This window comes from Streptomyces sp. NPDC086777 (assembly GCF_040702065.1).
GTDB lineage: Bacteria > Actinomycetota > Actinomycetes > Streptomycetales > Streptomycetaceae > Streptomyces.
Genome location: NZ_JBFBJI010000066.1, coordinates 1 through 19,246 on the forward strand (window position 1 = coordinate 1; position 19,246 = coordinate 19,246).

At 66.3% G+C, this 19,246-nt stretch carries 15 protein-coding genes and 2 pseudogenes; 7 read left to right on the forward strand and 10 right to left on the reverse strand.

What is annotated here, in order from left to right; translation table 11 throughout:
• Positions 1-210: 210 nt before the first annotated feature.
• Entirely contained in the window at positions 211-675 is a 465-nt protein-coding gene (locus AB0472_RS44200) for a hypothetical protein (protein ID WP_366365185.1), read from the forward strand.
• 93 nt (positions 676-768) lie between these two features.
• On the forward strand, positions 769-1,998 hold the full coding sequence (locus AB0472_RS44205; protein WP_366365187.1) for an IS701 family transposase: 1,230 nt from the start codon (positions 769-771) through the stop codon (positions 1,996-1,998).
• A gap of 24 nt (positions 1,999-2,022) precedes the next feature.
• Here AB0472_RS44205 and AB0472_RS44210 read toward each other — a convergent pair whose 3' ends face one another.
• The 5 genes from AB0472_RS44210 to AB0472_RS44230 form a co-directional block, all read right to left on the reverse strand.
• Positions 2,023-2,301 carry a hypothetical protein gene (locus tag AB0472_RS44210; protein WP_366365188.1) on the reverse strand — a complete coding sequence of 93 codons (279 nt, stop codon included), beginning with the start codon at positions 2,299-2,301 and terminating at the stop codon, positions 2,023-2,025.
• Positions 2,302-2,624: 323 nt separating this feature from the next.
• A complete protein-coding gene (locus tag AB0472_RS44215; protein ID WP_366365190.1) occupies positions 2,625-3,413 on the reverse strand; it encodes a hypothetical protein in 789 nt (262 codons plus the stop codon).
• A 36-nt stretch (positions 3,414-3,449) separates the two neighbouring features.
• Entirely contained in the window at positions 3,450-3,719 is a 270-nt protein-coding gene (locus AB0472_RS44220) for a hypothetical protein (protein ID WP_366365192.1), read from the reverse strand.
• A 5-nt stretch (positions 3,720-3,724) separates the two neighbouring features.
• A complete protein-coding gene (locus AB0472_RS44225) occupies positions 3,725-4,009 on the reverse strand; it encodes an HYD1 signature containing ADP-ribosyltransferase family protein (protein WP_366365194.1) in 285 nt (94 codons plus the stop codon).
• Between the two features lie 251 nt (positions 4,010-4,260).
• Positions 4,261-4,551, reverse strand: coding sequence for a PIN domain-containing protein (locus tag AB0472_RS44230; RefSeq protein WP_366365196.1), 291 nt, complete (start codon positions 4,549-4,551; stop codon positions 4,261-4,263).
• A gap of 1,231 nt (positions 4,552-5,782) precedes the next feature.
• On the opposite strand from AB0472_RS44230, the gene AB0472_RS44235 reads away from it, so the two are divergent.
• Positions 5,783-6,886 (forward strand): hypothetical protein, encoded by a 1,104-nt coding sequence (locus AB0472_RS44235; protein WP_366365198.1) that lies wholly within the window; start codon positions 5,783-5,785, stop codon positions 6,884-6,886.
• 645 nt (positions 6,887-7,531) lie between these two features.
• Here the strand turns inward: AB0472_RS44235 and AB0472_RS44240 are convergent.
• Complete coding sequence (locus AB0472_RS44240) at positions 7,532-9,178, reverse strand: thiamine pyrophosphate-binding protein (protein WP_366365200.1); 1,647 nt, start codon at positions 9,176-9,178, stop codon at positions 7,532-7,534.
• Between the two features lie 780 nt (positions 9,179-9,958).
• Here AB0472_RS44240 and AB0472_RS44245 point away from each other — a divergent pair.
• Positions 9,959-10,141 (forward strand): annotated as a pseudogene (locus tag AB0472_RS44245) (CorA family divalent cation transporter); the annotation flags it as partial.
• Between the two features lie 87 nt (positions 10,142-10,228).
• Here the strand turns inward: AB0472_RS44245 and AB0472_RS44250 are convergent.
• Both AB0472_RS44250 and AB0472_RS44255 read right to left on the reverse strand, forming a co-directional pair.
• A pseudogene (locus tag AB0472_RS44250) lies at positions 10,229-10,518 on the reverse strand (transposase family protein); the annotation flags it as partial.
• A 213-nt stretch (positions 10,519-10,731) separates the two neighbouring features.
• Entirely contained in the window at positions 10,732-11,535 is an 804-nt protein-coding gene (locus AB0472_RS44255) for an alpha/beta hydrolase (protein WP_366365201.1), read from the reverse strand.
• Between the two features lie 956 nt (positions 11,536-12,491).
• Between AB0472_RS44255 and AB0472_RS44260 the strand changes: the two genes are divergently transcribed.
• Positions 12,492-13,922 carry an amidase gene (locus tag AB0472_RS44260; protein WP_366365202.1) on the forward strand — a complete coding sequence of 477 codons (1,431 nt, stop codon included), beginning with the start codon at positions 12,492-12,494 and terminating at the stop codon, positions 13,920-13,922.
• A 732-nt stretch (positions 13,923-14,654) separates the two neighbouring features.
• Here the strand turns inward: AB0472_RS44260 and AB0472_RS44265 are convergent.
• Complete coding sequence (locus AB0472_RS44265) at positions 14,655-15,863, reverse strand: MFS transporter (RefSeq protein WP_366365204.1); 1,209 nt, start codon at positions 15,861-15,863, stop codon at positions 14,655-14,657.
• Positions 15,864-16,614: 751 nt separating this feature from the next.
• Here AB0472_RS44265 and AB0472_RS44270 point away from each other — a divergent pair.
• Both AB0472_RS44270 and AB0472_RS44275 read left to right on the forward strand, forming a co-directional pair.
• Positions 16,615-17,190, forward strand: a complete 576-nt coding sequence (locus AB0472_RS44270; protein ID WP_366365205.1) for a TetR family transcriptional regulator — start codon at positions 16,615-16,617, stop codon at positions 17,188-17,190.
• Positions 17,191-17,238: 48 nt separating this feature from the next.
• Complete coding sequence (locus AB0472_RS44275; RefSeq protein WP_366365207.1) at positions 17,239-17,544, forward strand: hypothetical protein; 306 nt, start codon at positions 17,239-17,241, stop codon at positions 17,542-17,544.
• 885 nt (positions 17,545-18,429) lie between these two features.
• Here the strand turns inward: AB0472_RS44275 and AB0472_RS44280 are convergent.
• Complete coding sequence (locus AB0472_RS44280; RefSeq protein ID WP_366365209.1) at positions 18,430-19,143, reverse strand: type 1 glutamine amidotransferase domain-containing protein; 714 nt, start codon at positions 19,141-19,143, stop codon at positions 18,430-18,432.
• Positions 19,144-19,246 lie beyond the last annotated feature (103 nt).

A 19,246-nucleotide genomic window follows, 5' to 3' on the forward strand; every position in this document is an offset into this window, starting at 1 on the left:
CAGGCGCCTGCCGTGAACGGTCAGCCGGGCATTACGGTGGGACACGAAGGCCTCCGTGCGGTGAAGATTCGACACCTCCACCACACACGGGGGCCCTTCGCCACGATCAAGGCCGACCCGCGTTAACAACGCTCGTGATCAATACACCTAGTACTCCAGCTGTAGATCGTGATCACGTAAGCGGAGGTCAGTCGCCGGTAGCCTGCGCACGTGGCTGAGATCTGGGACGAACGGCAGCTGGTCGCTGACGGATTCGAGCATATATACGCCGAGTTGGACTGGTACGACGGCCCCCGCGCTGGGCTTGTCGACATCGATGGAGTACCCCACTACTTCCAGTGCCACGATGTCGACTTCTCCGTTGCTCCGGACGAGTACTTTGTATGGCCGGTGGACGGGGCCCTGGTCGCGCTGGAGCGCGAACAGTGGACGATCTTCATCGGGTGGAACCAGTGCTACGACGCAAGAACTGCCGGGATCGATCGTCATCCTGGTCATGGAGGTATCAACGCCCGGTATGACGAGCTGACGGCAATGCTCACCCCGCACCGCCAAGCGCCTGCAGAGGCGAAGTTGCTGGTTGCCGAGTGGCGGTTCGACGGCGGGGACCGCTACCGGGTAGATGGGGTCGACTACTGGGTCCGATGGCGCGCACGAGGACGAGGCGGCGCTTGATCATTTCCTGTTGTGTGGACAATCAATGATCAAGCGCCAGCCTCGGACGCCAGCGCAGACCCCGCGCTTTGGCAGGAGTCCTTCGAGGACCTGATGGGTCGGATCGCCGGCCGGTTCAAGCGGGTCGAGCCCCGACGTCGGGCCCGACGATTAGTACTCGGGCTCCTGTCGGACCTGCCGCGCAAGAACTGCTGGACCATCGCCGAATGGGCTGGGGAGGCCACCCCGGACGGCATGCAGCACCTCCTCGGGCGGGCCAAGTGGGACGCCGACGCGATCCGTGACGACGTGCGCGACTACGTGGTGGAGCATCTGCACGACGACCAGGCAATCCTCGTGGTCGACGAGACCGGAGACGTGAAAAAGGGCACCGACACGGTCGGCGTCCAGCGTCAGTACACCGGCACTGCAGGCAGAATCGAGAACGCCCAAGTTGCCGTTTACCTGGTCTACGCAGGTCAGCGTGGGCATGCCGCGGTGGACCGGGAACTGTACGTCCCGCGCTCCTGGACCTCCGCCCCCGACCGCTGCCGCGCCGCCGGGCTCGGCGAGGACGCTGCCTTCGCCACCAAGCCGGAACTGGCCGCTCACATGGTCGCCCGGTTCCTGGATGCCGGCCGCCGGGCCGCCTGGGTCGCGGGCGACGAGGTGTACGGCGGCAACCCGAAGCTGCGAGGCGCCCTGGAGGAACGCGGCATTGGCTACGTCCTCGCGGTGGCCTGCTCACACGAAGCCGTCACGCAGGCCGGGAAGTTCCGCGCGGACACCCTGGCCAAGAAGGTGCCCAAACGGGCCTGGCAGAAGCTCTCCGCCGGGGCCGGCGCCAAGGGCCACCGCTTCTACGACTGGGCGGTCATCGACCTCGCCGACACCCGCAGCTGCCAGTTGCTGATTCGCCGTAACCGCAGCACCGGCGAACACGCCTACTACCGTTGCTACTCGCCGACATCGGTGCCGCTGACCACGCTGGTGCGCGTCGCTGGATCAAGATGGCGAGTGGAGGAGTTCTTCCAGGCCGGCAAGGGTCTGGCCGCCCTGGCCGAACACCAGGTCCGCCGCTATAGATCGTGGTCCCGCTGGGTCACCCTGGCCATGCTCGCGCAGGCCTTCCTCGCCGTCGTCCGTGCCGACGAACACACCCGCCACCCCGCCCCCGACGACCTCATACCGCTCACCTGCAACGAGATCCAGCGCCTGTTCATTACGCTCGTCATCCGACCTGTCCAAGGCCTCGCCCACCGGCTCGGCTGGTCCGACTGGCGACGCCGCCACCAGGCCCGATCCCAGGCCAGCCGCTACCGGCGACAAACCGCCCGAGCGTGAAGATCACGATCTACGGCTGGAGTACTAGGCACTCAGATAGACGCCGTACTGAGCCACCCCGACGTGCTGCCTGCCGTCACCGCCCGTCCCGTCGAAACCCTTGCAGCCCTGGGCCGCGGTCGCCAGGTCGGCCATGACCTTGACGGCTCCCCCGCCGGCGTACGAGGCCAGCCGTACCCGCACCATGACCCCGGACCGGTCCTCCGCCACAGCGCTGCGCTCCACCGAGGCCACCGGCTTGACCGCCCCGGTCTCGCTCAACGCGTCGGCAACGGGCTGACAGGCGGCCTTGTCGGCCACCATCCGCGCCCCACCGACAGGCCCGGACGCCGACTTCGGAACAGCCACCTTCCACCCGGCCACATCTCCATCGGCGATGACCGCGCTATCCAACTGCGCGCGTGTCAACGCCGCCAGCTTTGCACCAGACCCCCCGTCCGCAGCAGCGGTCGTACCACTCGCCTTCGCGGAAGGCCCGGCCACCCTGGAGGAGGAACCCTGCCCTCCGCATCCTGCAGCCAACAACACCGAGCCGGCCACTACCCCAGCCCGGACGTCGGTTCATCCGGACCCGGCCTGTCGCCTTCGATGGATCCTCCCCGGATGGGCGGTATAACAAGTCACGGTCAGCGCTCCGATTCGAGGAACGACTGATAAGACTCCTCGATCCTACGGACGACCAACTCGGCAACAGAAACCGCCACGGACTCGTCATCATTCTCATCCGCGTACGAGATTTCTTTTCCAATCAGAGCCGCAATCTCTCCCCAGAATCCAGAACGAACTTCCGGATAAACCCCCCTAAGCCATTCCACAATTCGCCGAGTGCGATACGAGTTCAACCGCGTTCGGTTACTTTGGATATCATCCCACCACTCGGACGCAACCAAATGGAGCGCCGTAGCCAAGCGAACTCTCGGAATACTCGTTTCAGAAAGAATCAGGGCGAGGGAGTCGGCCGAAGGGAGACCGCGATCTGCCAGCACGCCATCCACTCCGGGGAGGGCGTATCCCGGAATTCTCTGGAGACTCGCCTTGCCAGGGCCGCGATTCACCACCACGTCGACTCTTGAGGCCCGCTTCAGGTCGTCCACCCGAATGGTCACCTGTTGTGGCCCCGGCTTCCCCACACGCCTCACGAAACGAACCACTCGGTCCACATCAAAGATCGCGAGGGAACCGTCAGGCAGCTCCAAGGAGGAGTCGAACACCACCGTCCCGACGTCCGGATGCGGACCGTTCCACAATCGAACCCGGACCGTGGAAATCTGCGCGGATGCCGGGACGGCAAGATGTGAAGCCCCTGGCGTCATCGGCCCGTACAATGGAGTCTCGACAAAATCTTCCACCTCTCCCGACGCTCCGATCATCACGAGCGAATGACTGAGCAGGAGTTCGACTGTCCCAATGTGCATGACTCACTCCGATCGAAGCCGCAGGGGGCCACCCCGTCAGTTGCGATCCCTATACCCCTCGACCTGTTCGGCGATTTTCTCCAGAGCCTCCGCTCCAATGACCCGTTCCAGGGAGTCGCCCACGAATTCGCGAGCGCGAGCCAGTCTCGAAGGGATCTCATGCTCCACAACATAGTCAAGCAGCAAGCGGGGATCCGCCCCCGCCCCGATACGTGACAACACCCGATCCAGAGACACCACATACTCCTCTAGATCTCGGAACAAATCGGTAAATCCCGCCATTTCCACCGGGATGCCCTGAGTCACGTCTTTCACCTCTTCACTCGAATATTTTCGACCGGGAGGTCGCCATCTGCAACCCATTCGGTGATGCCCATTGTCGAATTGAATCTCGACCGGACTCGACCAGCCGGAACATCGAATTCGAGCACATGATTTCCTCTGCCGCGCCCAATCCCCAGTGTGGCCTCGGCGTCACGAGGGCTCATCGGCTTCCCCTTGACCGGAACGAGGAATACCTTGTTTTGATCACTCGCCCTGATGACCTTGCTCTGGACGATACCCGCCTTGCCCCGCGCATTCATGTAATGCCGCATCCGAATCATCTCTTCAGGGGCATCATCGCCACCTGAAGGACAGTTATGTACGAGGACCGGCGTGGCCCCTGCCAGCACATAGTACGTGTGGAGGGCAGGGGCCCGTCAGCTGCAACTTTGCTGGTCAGCGCGGGAGTTGACAGCAAATTGGTGTTCGTGCTTGTGCGCTGGAATTCGTGGTTGTTGCCGTCAATTCCTTCCGGCTGCTGTAGCTATTCCGGCAGGAGATTCAGCGCGGTTACATGCTGCGGCTAGATCGCGCGGAAGTGCCGGTGGTCGAGGGTGGCGATGCGGTCCACGCCGTAACGTTCGGCGATGGCGAGCACGGAGGCGTCGGTCACGCCGAGCGGGAAACCGGCGTACTGAACCACCAGTTCGCTCATGCGCTCGATGTCTGCGGTCGTCAAGTGAACGAGCTCAAACCGGCCTCGTGCGACCGATTTCAGGAAGGCCGCCTCAATGTCCGGCCAGTCCTCGAAGATCCAGCAGACCTCGGTGAGTACCGGGCTGGGCAGCAAACGGCACCCGGTGAGGGTGGACAAGAACTCAGCATCAAGTAAAGAAACTCTGAACAGCTCACCCTGTCGAACCCGCCGTGCCCGCCCGGCACGGCGGGTCAGTGGCCCGGCAAGGCTCTCGACCGCCCCTGACACAACGGCAACGGCCGCGAACTCCCTTGGCGTTCACAGCCGTTGCCGTCCGCTACTGCCGTCAGGTATGGACATGGCATCCCATATCGGACGCACAGTTGGGCAATATATTCGCCAACGTGAACTTTCGCGTGACCGTTGCAGGGCCACAAATCGACTCGCTCGCCGACCGTTCCGCTACCCAAGGCCAAGTCAGCCCATGCCATCGAAACGCCTGCGCGCCATGCTTATGTTGCTGATCGCATCAAGCACGGAGCGCTTTAGCGCACGTTCCTCGGCATCGAACTCCCCCACCTTCCCCTCGGATATCCGGTATGCATCTGAATACGAGACCCAGGACTCATACACATTCCGAAGTTGATTATTCGTGGTACAGGACAGTTCCGCCAGCTCTCTTTCGGAGGTGGCCCTCCTCTTGCCCTCAGAGCCAAACCAGATACTAAATCGAGCGCATTCGCTCAGGAGTTGCCCAATCAGGTCGATAAGGTCATTTCCGACCGTATTACTTGACAACATTCGGATCGGTAGATCAACCTTGATCATTCCAGTGGGCCCCGATAGTTCGGCAGGTGGAGACCACGATGGATGCATATCTTCCAACCATGCCCAATCATCTGGAAGGGACATTAACTCTCCTCGCGATTTTCAATCCTGTCAGAATGTCTATCCATGTTTTTGCAATAGCCACCTAGTCACGGCCATGCTCCCCTCTTCGATCGGGACGTCTTCAGCTCCGCCCGCCCTCAGCACTTCGGCGCAATAAGTGATACAGCTCCTGGTCGTTTCATCATAGGCGCCCAAATCCCGTCCAAGAGTTACATCCTGATATGACCTTGCGCGGCTGGCGTTCGGCAGAGGGATACGAACATCGACCCTGAAGCTGGAGAGGTCTCCCTCAAACTCCTGAGCAACTGCGCGTGTGCCGGGTACGCCCGCCTGCTCGCTGTGCAAAACATCCTCACCGTGCCGCACAGTAATCGAGGCATGACCCGCTTGCCGATCGAGGTGGACGATTGCTTCGCCCGCCTGGACAGGTGCCTGGAGCAGCCCGAACGAGGGCGCCTTCAACTACGAAAGCACCGACTACAAAGACCAGACCTTCCGCATCGCCGCCGACCCCAGCGTGGCGGGCTCCGGCGTCCGTCTGAGGCTCTCCAACGCCCTCGGCCGCACCCCTCTGACGATCGATCACGCCACCCTGGCGACCCAGCTCTCCGACGCCGTCCCGACCGCCAAGCCCGCCGACCTGACCTTCAACGGCGGCAGCAAGTCCGTCACCATTCCAATCGGCGGAGAGATCTACACCGACCCATCCGCCTATGCCGCAACTCCCGGTAAGCGCCTCATGATCAGCCTCCATCTGGTCAACGATTCCCCCTACCTCGTCCAGCACAGCTGGGCGAGCGCCGCCACCCAGTACGTGAGCGCCGTCGGCTCCGGCGACCACACAGCGGACACCACCGGCACCGCGTTCACCGGCACCGGAGTCTTTTCGGGCTACTTCACCAACATCCTCACCGGCATCGACGTCACCACCAGCGACAGCCGGCCTACCGTGGCCGTCCTCGGCGACCAACTTGTGGACCCGTTCGTCGACGCCACCACCCCCGGCCTCACCACACCCCGCCTCTCCGACGACCTCGCCACCGCGCTCCAGACGAACGAACAGGGCGTACCCGACTACGGCGTCGTCGCCACCGGCATCGAGAACAACCGCCTCACCACCGAACAGACCCGCGGAGGACCGGCCACCCTCACCCGCCTCGACCGCGACATCCTCACCCTGCCCGGCGTCACCACCGTGATCGTCGACGAGGGGCTCGAAGACATCGTCGCCGGAACCGAGGACACCAACGTGGAAGAGGCATACGCCACACTCGTCGCCCAACTCCGCGGCTGGGGCTTCAAGGTCGTCCTCACCACCCTCACACCGTGCCAGGGCTACGCCCCCTGCACCACAGCCATCGACGCCAACCGCATCGACACCAACACCTGGATCACCGACCAGGACGACTTCACCACCCCCAAGGTCACCCACGCGGACACCGAATCGGCCGTGGCGATCCCCGTCGATCCGAACTCCACCACCGAACCACTGCCCCTCAAGCTCGACGCCGGTACTGCGCCGGAAAACTACGACACCGGCGACCACGTCAACCTCACCGCCAACGGCTACCTCGCAGCCACCGGCGCCCTTGATCTGACCACCCTCGGACCCGACAACTGACAACTAGACCCGGCGGGGTGCCCGGACATAGACCGCCCGGACACCCTGCCTCCGAACAAGGGCGCAGTGACGCCCAACCACCGCTCCCTGCCCACGCTCGGGTACTTCGTCGAGTCCACCGGTCGCATTCGGGACAATTGAAAGGAGCGCCCGTTATGCGTTGCACCGGTGTAGTCGCTACGGCCGTCGCAGCACTGACTCTCCTGCCACTCTCGGCCACGAGGTGTGACCGGAGCACATGGTCGGCGGACCTTCTTCACCACGCCGCCACGATCATCCCCCTGCCCCCTCTGGGGAGAATCTGGGGAGTACGAGCGGCTCTGGGGAGCACGCGGGGAGAATCGACTGCGTAACCGGGCACGAGCGTGAAAGGCCCAGAAAGACGGATCAGCCCAGGCCAGAGACGTTCCCAGCAACATCACCGCAGGTCAGCGCCACCAGGTAGACGACTGCAAGAAGATCTTGTCAGCATGGTCGTGGGGGCGGCTGCCATGGTCGGGCTGAGCCTGCTGCTCACCAGTTACGGCCGCACCGCACGTCGTGGCCGTGCAGCCTGGGTGACCCGTCCGGGAAGACTCGAATCGGGATCACCGACGATGGCACCTGTTCGGCCACCGCCCTGCCCACCGGTGACAGAGAGCAGATTCAGCTGAGGTGCATGGCGATCTCCCAGCTGACCGGTAGTTCGACGTCACCGTTGATTCGCACGTCAATCACCACGGGACCGTCCTGCACGGCCAAGGCCTTGTCGATCTCACCGAAGTCATCGGGGCTGCTTACGGTGAAGCCCTCGGCGCCGAAGCCTACGGCCAGTTTCGCGAAGTCGGGCTCAGTCGTGTCGGCGTACGACGTGTTCAACTTCTTGTGGAAAAGATCGTGCTTCTCCTGGCCAACCGCGTTGTCGTTGAAGACAACTACGGTGAGCGGCAGTTGGTGGCGGACGGCCGTGTGGAAGTCGGCGAGGTTCATCATGAACGACGCGTCTCCGGTGGCATGCGTGACGCGCTCGCCCGGACGCGCGAAACAGGCTCCGATGGCGATAGCCAGTCCCTGGCCGACAGCACCGAAGTCCCAGCCGAGGCCCCAGTTCTCGGCGCGTGGAACGGTCAGGGTCTTCACGCAGACCATGGCGCAGTGGCCTCCGTCCAGCACCAGGATGCGATCGTCCTTCGGCAGCGCATTATCGAGGTACTCGGCGGCCCGGCGAGGATCCGACGAGTCGCCGTCCGTGTAATGGATGACCTCGTGCTTGCTGTCCTGAATCCGTTGGCGCAGACCCGCGTCGGCCGGACGGGCCTGCATCGCCGAACCGAGGCTGTCCGTCAGGGCCGACACGGCTGCTTTCGCGTCGGCGGTGATACCGACCGCGACACGGGCGAACCACCCGAAGGCGTCGGGGCGCGTGTCGATCTGAATGATCTTCTTGCCATTCTCCAAGAGCTTGCCGAAGTGGGTGGTCCACTCGTTGAGGCTCGCGCCGACCACCACCAGCACGTCGCTGTCGGCGAGGGACTGCACCGCCAGGTCGGACCCCAGCCCGCCGCTGACTCCCAGATACAGGGGGTGGTCCGCGCAGAATCCCGACGCGTACAAGGACACCGCGACGGGCGCACCAAGGAGGTCGGCCAGTCTGCGAACCTCTTCCTCGGCCTTCGAGTTGACCGCCCCGAGTCCGCAGAGGACGGCAGGCCGCTCGGCGGTCGCGAGGATCCGGACGGCCTCCGCGATGTCCTGACCGTCCGGCGGCTGAAGCGCGCCTTCCTTGTGCATGGGTGTGTATTCCCACTCCGCGTCGGGCATGTCCGCCTGCTGTATGTCCTGGGGAAGGTTCAGGACGAACGGCCCTCTATTGACTTTGATCTGACGGAAGGTCTCGCCGAGGCAGTAGTCGACATTGCGGGGCGAGTCCAGCCGGACGGTGGCCTCGGTGGTGAGTTTCGCAAGCGCTTGCTGATCCACCATGCCCTGCGGGTTGTACGGATCGTGGAGGGAGGCGTGACCGGCGAGCAACAGTACGGGGGACCGATGGAGCCGGGCGGCCACCAGCGAAGTGGTCGCGTTGGTGTAGCCGGGCCCCTGGGTCACCGTCGCGAGACCTGGTCTGCCGCTGAACCGCGCGTAACCGTCCGCCATGCCCACCGCGCTTCCCTCGTGATGGGCATGGACGAACGTCAAACCGTGACGATCACCAAGGTCGACGATGAGGTCCTGGTTCGCGTCACCCATGACTGCGAAAAGATGGTCGAAACCCTCGGCGGCGACCGCCTGCGTCACTGCTTGGAACGCCTTCATCTCGGACTTCCTTTCGCTCCAATCGATGATTCGGCGGAGGGGCGGCCCGTCGCACGCGGAACAGTTCGACAACAGCGCGCACGGATGTGAGTCCGCCGGCGATTTCGGCGCAGCGGAAGGCGCGGCGGGGCGTGGTAGGTGGGCGCCCGGGAGACCGGCGAACGGCGCCGCCGGCCTGCTGGGCGAGGTCAGGGTGAGGCCGCACGGCGGCAGCCCGACTTGCACCTTCCGCTCGCCTGCTTTCGATGGTGTCGCGAGTCACCATGCGCCGCAATCCGACTCCTCGCATGCTTGCGAGCACGGGATGCAGTGCATAGCCGGACGGGCCGCTCGCGTCCGTTGTCCCATCTCTGCGTCGCTCCGCCCGCAGGCAGTGGTGCGTCCGGTTGTGTCACGCGTCCCCCGATGGACGCCGCCCCGGCACGGCGAGGACAGCACCGCGAGCGATACCTGCCGTGAGCCGGTGTCATCCCGAGATCACGGCAGCCCGCGGAATGAGCAGCAGCGGCTGCTCAGGCCTGCCGTTTCCACCCACAGCGGCAACTGTCCGTGCCCACTCGACCACCGGAGCAACTACCGCAGCACACCCCCCACCGACCCGCCCCGGCCCATTCCCCGGGGAGAATCCGGGGAGTACGAACGACTCCGGGGAGCGCGTGGGGGGAATCGACTGCCCAACCGGCCCCGAGCGTGAAAGGCTCAGAAAGGCGGATCAGCGCAGGCCAGAGCGGTTCTCAGCGATGTCGCCGCAGGTCAGCGCCCCCCCAGGTAGACAACTTCAAGAAGATCTCTTCATGGGCAGCCATTCTGTTCGTCCCGACGCTGGTCGGAACGATCTACGGGATGAACTTCCGGGAGATGCCGGAGTTGCACTGGGTGCTCGGACATCCCTTCGCCGTCTTGCTCATGGCGATCGTGTTCACCAGTTTGTACGTCATCTTCAAGCGGCGGGATTGGCTCTGAGCAATCAGCCGGGCGAACGCGTGCCCCGCGACCCAGAAGCAACCAGGACGCGCGTCATGGCCTCTCCCGGGCCGCTGGGGAGAATCTGCCGATCGCGCGGGTGATCGTGGAGCGGTCGACATCGAGAAGCAGTCCCGGCACTGCGTGCGGCAGGTGGTGCCGTAAGTGAATCAACGTGACCACCAGACGATCCACGAAGAGCAGCTGGTGACGGGCGCCAGCACCTTCGACTCGCTTCCGGACCCACCTCGCGCAGCATGGCGGCGACCCTCGACGGCGGTCCGCCACGGCACCGCCAACTCCTGCGCCAGACGCGCGAGATGGCGCTGCGAGATCTCGGTGAACAGCTGATGCGCGAGAACCGACCGCTTGGCCATGACTGCCACATCCGGATCACGCCATCAGTCAGCAACAACACCTCACCCGCTGTCACGCACCAGCTCGCAAGACCTGACCGACAGTGCGGCTACCAGCGCATGCCTGTCAGGCGTCTGCAATGTCCAGGTGCCCAGCACGCCCGGGCCGGTGGCTTGATCGGTCCGCGCGTGTTGACCGCTTCCGAGCCTGCTGGCCGGTTTCGGGCCGCCGGGTTACCGGTGTCGTGCGAGGAAGCCGCCGACAGTCCGGACGAATTCGTCGGCGCGTTCCCATGCGAGGGCGTGGCTTGCCCCGGGGCCCCGGAGCTTTGCGGTCTCGGCTCCGGGAATCAGATCGGCGACGGCCTCGCCCTGCCACGCCGGGGTCACCAGATCCTGCTCTCCGGCCACGACGAGGCTGGGGCAGCTGATCGACGCCAGCCGGTCGGCGGAGTCGTGGGCGAGGTCCGCGCTCCACTGCTCGGCGACGGTCTGCTCGTGCGCTCTCGTGGAGGGGAGGGCGGGGGCCACCATGGCCATCGTCGCGTCGAAGGCGGGCCCGTCCAGCAGCTCGGGGGAGAAGCACAGTGCGGTCAGGGCCGACCAGGCCAGCTCCGCCTGCCCCGTCGACCACAGGTGTCGGATCGGGGTGAACAGCGCCCGCTGGTAGACGCTGGTGCGATGCCAGGTGTTGCACAGGACGAGGGAGGCCACGCGCTCGGGGTGGGCGAGTGCCAGCTCCTGGGCGACGCATGAGCCGAGAGACCAGCCAAGGACGTGCGCCCGCCCCACCCCGAGCGCGTCGAGGAGCGCGCGGGCGTCGGCGGCCAGCGCCCGCGTCGTGATCTCGGCGGTGCCGCGTGACGAGGCGCCGATGCCGCGGTGGTCGTAGCAGATCACCCGGTACCCGTCGGCGGCGAACACCTTGGCCAGCTCGCCCCAGATCCCCCACGAAAGCCCGGTACCCGTGCTGATCAGCAGCGGAGTGCCACTGTCCGGGCCGAACACCTCGTAGTCGATCTGCGTGTCAGTGTCCACGGGGATGTGCATTGATGTCTCTCCTGGAGTGTGGTGCGAGGGCGGACGTTGGCCGGCCGGGGAACTCGTCACGGGCGCTGTGGGCCGAGCGCAGAGAGCACCTCGATCTCGACGTCCGGGTGCGTCGCCTGGACCCTACGTCAATGAGAACGTATGGTGCAATATTAGTGGAGCCGGACCACTGTAGATGTCGTTATCAGACTGGGAATACTGCCGATCTGCCCACTATGGACGGATACAATATCTTCACTGAACGTTGCGTTTTGCATGCCTTAGCAGAGAAGAAAGTGAGCGAGCCACGAGGAAATCTCTGTCTTCTGCCGAATCGGTACCCCTCCTTGGCGAGCGAGCACCCAGTCGGCAGACGCGGGGTTCGCTGGGGCCGGGTGGCGCCGGCCACTCCCCCACCCGGCCGGACGCTTGTCCTGGCCACGGCCGGAATGCCTGTCAGCGCCGCCTCCGTGGACCGGAAGGGCAGCTGGCCGAGCCGGTGGATTCCGAGGTGGCCGTCGCACCGGTCGGCGGCGACGACCCTCTCGTCGGCCCCTTATGTGAGGCCTTGCGTACTTGTCGGCAGCGACTCCCGGAGGAGGTGCGGTCTGCTCCTGGCGGACATCGAGGAGTTGAACCGCCTGATCCGCGCGACCGCGCCCCTGCCCGCCCCTGCGGTGGAGGGAGGGGCAACGCCCGCCATGCCCGCTCACGCGCCGTCCTCCCTTGGAGTGACGTCGCGTGAGTCCGAGGTGCTCGGGCCGAGCGCCCGCGGACATGCGGGGCGCATTGCGTAAGGGCTCTACACGTCGCCGAAGTCAACACGCACGTTTCCCGCCTCCTGGCCAGACGCGGCGCCGGCAACCGCACCGAAACCGCGGTGACAGCCCGCCTACACGGTCTCTCGCCACCCGGTGACTGACACGCGAACACCTAATACCACAACATAAGGAGATGCTCCTTTCATGAGTGAATTGCATGATCTGACTGCATTGGAGCAGGCGTCGGCAATCCGCGAGGGTTCGCTGTCGCCGGTCCAGCTGACCGAGCACTACCTCTCCCGCATCGAGCAGCTGAACGACACGCTCGGTGCGTTCGTCACACCCACCCCCGAGCTCGCCCGCGCGCAGGCCGTCGAGGCAGAGAAGGGCCTTCAGGCCGCCCACCGCGAGGACCGGCCACTGCCGCCGCTGTACGGGGTACCGGTCCCGGTGAAGGACACCCTCGCGGTCGCAGGGGTGCGCACCACACGGGGCAGCGCCGTCTTCGCCGATTCGGTTCCCGATGCGGACGATCCGCTGGTCGGCCACTTGCGCAACGCGGGGACGATCATGCTCGGTAAGACGAACACTCCCGAGTTCGCCCTTCCCCCCTACACGGAGAACAAGGTGGCCCCACCGGCTCGCACCCCGTGGGACCTGGCGCTCTCCGCCGGCGGTTCCAGCGGCGGCGCCGCCGCTGCGGTCGCCGCGGGGCTGGCACCACTGGCCCAGGGCACCGACGACGGCGGCTCCATACGCATCCCGGCTTCCGTGTGTGGCCTGGTCGGGATAAAGCCCAGCCGGGGCCGGGTCGCCGCAGGGCCCCTGCGGTACGACGCGGCCGGCCTGAGTGTCTCCGGGCCCCTCGCACGGACGGTGGCGGACGCCGCGGCCCTGCTGGACGTCATGACCGGGGCGGCCTCCGACAATCCGTACACCGCGCCTCCGCTCCCCAAGGGCACGACCTTCCTCTCGTACGCCGGGAAGGACCCGGGACCACTGCGGATCGTCGCGCTGGTGAATCCACCGATCCCTGGCGTGCACGTGCACCCTGACTGCCTCGCTGCTCACCACGAGGCCATCACCGTGCTGCGGGAGCTGGGTCACCACGTCGACGAACTCGACGTGCCCGCCGACGAATCGGGCCGCCGCGCCTTCCAGACGCTGTGGGCCGTGCTGGCCGTTGCGCACCCCGTCGACGAGCGAGCAGAGGCAGACCTGATGCCGCTGACCCGGCACCTGAGGAAAGTGGCCGGAGGTATCTCCGCGCCGGAGTACGCCGAGGCACTTCAGGTGCTCAGGGCTATGGGGCAGCTCGTCTCGGGCGCACTGCTGCAGTCCTACGACGTGATGCTCTCCCCGACCCTCGCGCAGCCCCCGGTCCCGGTCGGGGGCCTCCGCGACGACGACCCCCAGGCCGAACTGGAGAACCTGACCCGCTTCACGCCGTACACGCCCCTCTACAACCTCACCGGACAGCCGGCCATGAATGTGCCGCTCCACTGGCGCCAGGACGGGCTGCCAATCGGAGTCATGCTCGGCGCGGACCTGGGCGACGAGGGAACTCTCATCTCTCTGGCGGCCCAACTTGAGAGTGCCCGCCCCTGGTTCGCACACCACCCTGCTATGTGGTGACACCGACCAGGGCCGGTCGGCCGGGACAGCGGCGGCACTGCTCGGGAGTGGGTGGCAGCAACGGAACCACCCACTCCCTCATGCCGTCAGGCAGGATCAGCGCGCCTCGGACACCCTGACCACTGAGGCGGTGCTTCGCGCCAGCGCCCAAGGCCCGCTTCCGCGGCCCGGACGCCTGACTGGCCTGGTGCCGTTCAAGCCTCGTCGAGCACGGACAAGGCGGCGATGTTGACCAGCAGAGGCGGCTGGCCGAAGCGCGGAATCCGCCCCATCCGGAACACGGAACACCTTCACCCCAACAGCCTTCTCGACGCGGCCCGATGAAGCGCAACCAAACAACCTCGCCGCGACGAAACGTTCTTTGAGACCGCTCAGTGGAGGATCTGAGGCCGGTCACCCCGGGCGGCGAGGGACCGCTGCGGGGCGGGCGCCGCCTCCGGGTGGGCCCCCGGCCGCGGCCGGGGGCCCGTCGGACGGTGCCCCCACTGCACTCGGTCAACCGTTGAGGGCTCACAACCCCCGGCACATCATCGGCAGGTCGCAGCTGCGGTCCTTGGACCGGGGAGACCGCCTGGCGAACCGACAGGCAGGCGGAAACCTCCGGGCGAGTTGTGTTCGCGAGTCGATGGCGTTCATCGCGACGTCCTCCCGCGGCACACCACCGAGTTCGTCGGGCAGTCTGCCGACCGCCGTCTCGAACTGCGGCGTCCAAGCCAATTCACGGCTGATGGCTCAGCGTGCGGCGAGTCCGGGTTGTCCGGCGGATGGGGCCGTCTCCGGTGCGGTTTCCGTCGCGGGGGGCTCTTGCCCGGAGGCTCCTGCGGTTCGGCTCCTGGCCAGGAGTACCACTGCCGTTGCGACGGCGAGCACTGCCGTAGCGGCCCAGGATGCGCCGTGTACTGCTGTGGCGTTGACGATGACGGCACCGGTGAGCGATCCGAGTCCGATGGCGAGCTGGAAGACGCTGGTGTTCATCGCCTGTGCGGCCTCGGAGGCATGGCGTGAGGTGTTGAAGAGCCATAGCTGCGTGGCCACCGGAGCCATTCCCCAGGCCAGGGCCCATCCTGCCAGGGCGATGACGGCGACCGGAGCGGTGGTGGTGAAGGCGGCCATGAGCAGGAGCGAGACCGCGAACAGTCCGGCGGTCAGGAGCACGGTGCGGAACAGCCCGCGGGCCGCAAGATAGCCGCCGGCGAAGTTGCCCAGGCAAGTCACGATGCCGTAGCCGAGAAGCAGAGCGCTGGCAGCGGTCGGCCCGAAGCCAGACTCGTGCTGGAGCATCGGGGTGATGTAGGTGTACGCGATGAAGTGGCCGGCCACGAACAGGACGACCGTGAGCAGGATGATCCGGATGGGCGCCAGCCGGAGCAGCCCGGCAAAGCTGGACAGCGAGACCTTCTGATCCATCGGGATCGGGGGGAGCACGACGGCCTGCACCGCCATCACGACCGCACCCAGGACGGCCGCGGCCGCGAACGCGATGTGCCAGTCGGCGTGCGCTCCCAGGTAGGCGCCGGCCGGGACGCTGACGACACTGGCGACGGAGATGCCGCCGAGGACCGTGGCTGAAGCGGTTGCCACCTTCTCCGGACGCACGAGCCGGCCGGCCGCCGTCATGGAGATGGCCCAGAAACCGCCCACCGCAATACCGAGAATGATCCGGGCGACGATCAGCAGCAGGAAGCTGTGCGCCAGCGCCGAGAGCATCGCTGAGACGATCAGCAGGCCGGTCAGACCCAGGAGGGCCGTTCGCCGGTCCAGGTGCCGGATCAGCACGGTCGCGGTCGGCGCGGCCACTGCGCCCAGCAGCGCGGTGGCGGTGACAACCAGGCCCGTGGTGCCTTCGGAGACCCCCAGGTCCCGGCTGATGTCGGGCAGCAGCCCGACGGGCAGGAACTCGGTGACCACCAGGGCGAACGCACCAAGCGCGATCGCCAGCACACCACGGAACGAGGGAGGCAGCGCCCCCTCGGAGCGGTACTGCGGGGGTGAAGACATGGACCTGTCCTCTCGGTTCAGTCGTGTGAGTGATCGGCGCGGGATGCGTCCGGCCCCGGGGCCGCGAAGCCGCGTACCGAGGTTCAGTAACGCGGGGCATGAGGCCTGCCGCTCATGGAGGCGGCGGGGTAGGGGAGCCGGCACATCTGCCGCATCAAAAGCCCCGACACTGGAGTGCGAGTCTTGAACAATACGCTATTGAGAACGTACAGTGCAAAAAGAAGAGCAGATGCCGGGCTGGGACTGCCCCTACCGACAGGTGGGAGTTTCCCTCCAGAGTGCCGTCGGGAATGTTTTATATGTACCGAACGTTCTGCTGCATGTAGTGAGGCGGTGCCTGCCTCGCGGTATGCGGCCGACGGCCCCCCTCCACCGGTTGCCGGGGCCCGGAGCCGAAATGTCGCCTGAACGCGATCATGCGGGAGGTGTCCGTCGTGCGGGCTACCCTCGGCCGATCACGTGCCGCTACGGGGCAAGCTGAGGCCCCCGCGCGATGGCCTGGGGGGCGCCGCGTCGGAGGTTGACCCGCGTCTTGCCACCGGGTTGCGCGGCCGTGCAACGCGCGTGGGCCGGGACGGTCCGACCCGTGGCGCGTGACCGGCCGGACGGCTGCCCCGGCTCAGCCAGAGTCGCCTTTTTTGTACTATCCGTTCTGCAGAGGTTGCCGCCGGGGGCGGCGCGATGAGGAGAGGTAATGGCGCGGACGAAGGAGTTCGAACCGGAGGTGGCGCTCAGGCGCGCCGTGGACGTGTTCTGGGAGCGCGGCTACGAGAAGACCTCCATGGAGGACTTGGTGCAGCGTATGGGCATCGGCCGCCGAAGCCTTTATGACACCTTCGGGGACAAGCACGCCCTCTTCTTGCAGGCTCTTCGGATGTACACGGCCCAGCAGGATGCACAGACGGCTGAGATCGCCGAGAAGGCGGTGAACGCGCGGCAGGCCATTCGCTGGCTGCTGGAGACTTCGCTCGCCGACGGGAGTGTGCTTCGTCGTGGATGCCTGGCTGTCAACACCTCTACCGAAGCGGCCACGTCGGATCCGGAAGCCTCTGCCGTCCTCGAGCGGCACTTCGCGCATGGACGGCAACTCGTCCAGGGCCTCGTCGAGCGGGGTCGCCGGGACGGGACCATCACCGCCGACCATGACACGGCCACGCTGACGGCGACGGTCTTCAATGCCTGGTTGGGACTGCGGGTACGGGTCCGGGCAGGGGCCAGCCTGGATCAGCTTGCAGCTGACATCAACGCAATGCTGGCCCTGTTGCATTGAGTTCCTGCGTTTGTCCCCCGACGGGAAAGGCCAGGCCAAGGGGGAGTCATGATCGGTAGCGAAGCCGCCCGCAGGAACAAATGCCGGTCCTCGATCGTCAGCGCCCTTGCGGCCTTCCAGCAGAACCTGGCGATCGCCGCCGACGTGTTCGCCGGCCGGCCGGCCATGCCGGCCGACGAGGGCATCGTGGAGAAGCGGTCCCACCCGGAACCGGGCGGCTGCACCTGTTACAGCCATCACCTCACTGCTCCCGTGGGCAATGATCTGCGGTTGGCCATCTCGGCCTTCCAGCAGCGGGGAGACGAGCACCGGGCCCGCCCCGCAAAGTCCCAGCTGTCTCCGGCACTCGGCTGACCGCCGACGACTGGCCAGTGCAGCCTTCATCGACGGCACCGGCACGGTGCTCGCCGCGGGCCATGTGGCCTTCACCCCCGCGGACCAGGCGCGGGAGTGGCAGGAAGCGGCGAGCGGCGTGGCCGGCTGCCGCGCCTTCACCTGGCGGCCTGGTCGGTCAGTCACCGGCAGCAGGTCACCGATCCGGGCACCTCCGGCGGAGCGTGCCCTGTTCGCGCATGGTGCGATCACCGACGTCGACAACTCATCAGTGGTGCTCCGTCCGGACCGTCCTCCGACGCGACCGGCCTCGGTGCCTTCGCCTGTCACGCCGCAGCCTCGGCGAGCAGGCGATCACCCCTGCGAAGCTCACGGCCGGCTCCCGCCGTTGCCTCCCCGGAACACGACCCCCGCTGTCGATGGCGGCTTCCGCGACCGCTGTTCGGCCGGCATCCAGGCACGAGCCGCTGTCGCATCCGGGACAGCGTCAACGTCCCTGCACCGGTCTTGTCCACGGATCGGCCAGGACTTTGATCCGGACGTTTTCCGGTTCCGATTCCACCGGAGGAGTCGATGGCACCGGGACAAGGGTGGGCCGTGGACGACCGGACGATGGCGACACGCGGCCTGCCCGGCAGGCAGCCGAACCCGGACGGCGAGCTCGCCCGGCCCCGGCGGGGCCGGTTGCCGGCCGCCCGGGCGTGAGCGAGGCGTGCCGCAACGGGCTCGCCGGACGCGGAAGATGACAGCGAGCGAGACACTCGAGGATCTCGAAGCGTCGGGAGCTCCCTGATCCACAAATGCCGCACTCGCTGTCACGCCGGCGACCTGTGACCCCACCTGACCGCACCGGGCAGACGCGGCTCGTGCCGCGGCTCGCAGGGTGCCTGGGGACGCCTGCAGTGGCTACTTGCCGGCCAGGACCTCGACGAGGGCCTCGGCCGAAGGGCCGGCCGAAGCCGGGTTCTGACCGGTGACGAGGTTGCCGTCGACGACGACGTAAGGGGCGAAGGCCGGTCCTCCCTGGAACTGGCCACCGGCCGCGCGCAGGCGGCTCTCCAGCAGCCACGGCGCCTTGGGGGCAAGGCCGACCAGGTTCTCCTCCTCGTCGGTCAGGCTGGTGAGCTTGCGGCCGGCGAAGGGCCACGAGCCGTCCTCGGCCCGCGCGGGCAGGAGGGCGGCGACGCCGTGGCACACCGCGCCGACGACCTTGTTCGGGTCACCGAGGAGGGTGGTGACCACCCGGCCGATGCCGTCGTGGACGCTCAGGTCCTCCATCGGGCCGTGGCCGCCGGCGACGTAGACGGCGTCGAAGTCGGCGGGGTCGATCTTCTCCAGGACGACCGGCGAGGCGAGCTTGTCGCCGAGCTCCGCCAGGTAAGCACGCTGGGCATCGATGGACGCCTGGTCGTCGCCGTTCATCGCCAGCGACAGGCTGACCTGGTCCACCGTGGGCTCGACGCCGCCGGGGGTGGCGATGGTGATATCGAAGCCGGCCTTGGTGAAGACCTGGTGCGGGTGGATGAACTCGCTCGCCCAGTAGCCGGTGGGGTGCTTGCTGCCGTCGTTGAGGGTCCAGGCGTTCGCGCCGGTGATGACCACCAAGATCGCAGTAGACATGATCAAGCCTCTCGTTACACGGGGATGCCCCCGCTCTTGGTGATGAGCTTAGCTGCTTCGCATGTCACCTTCAACTCTCAAGACATACATTAGTGACATGCAT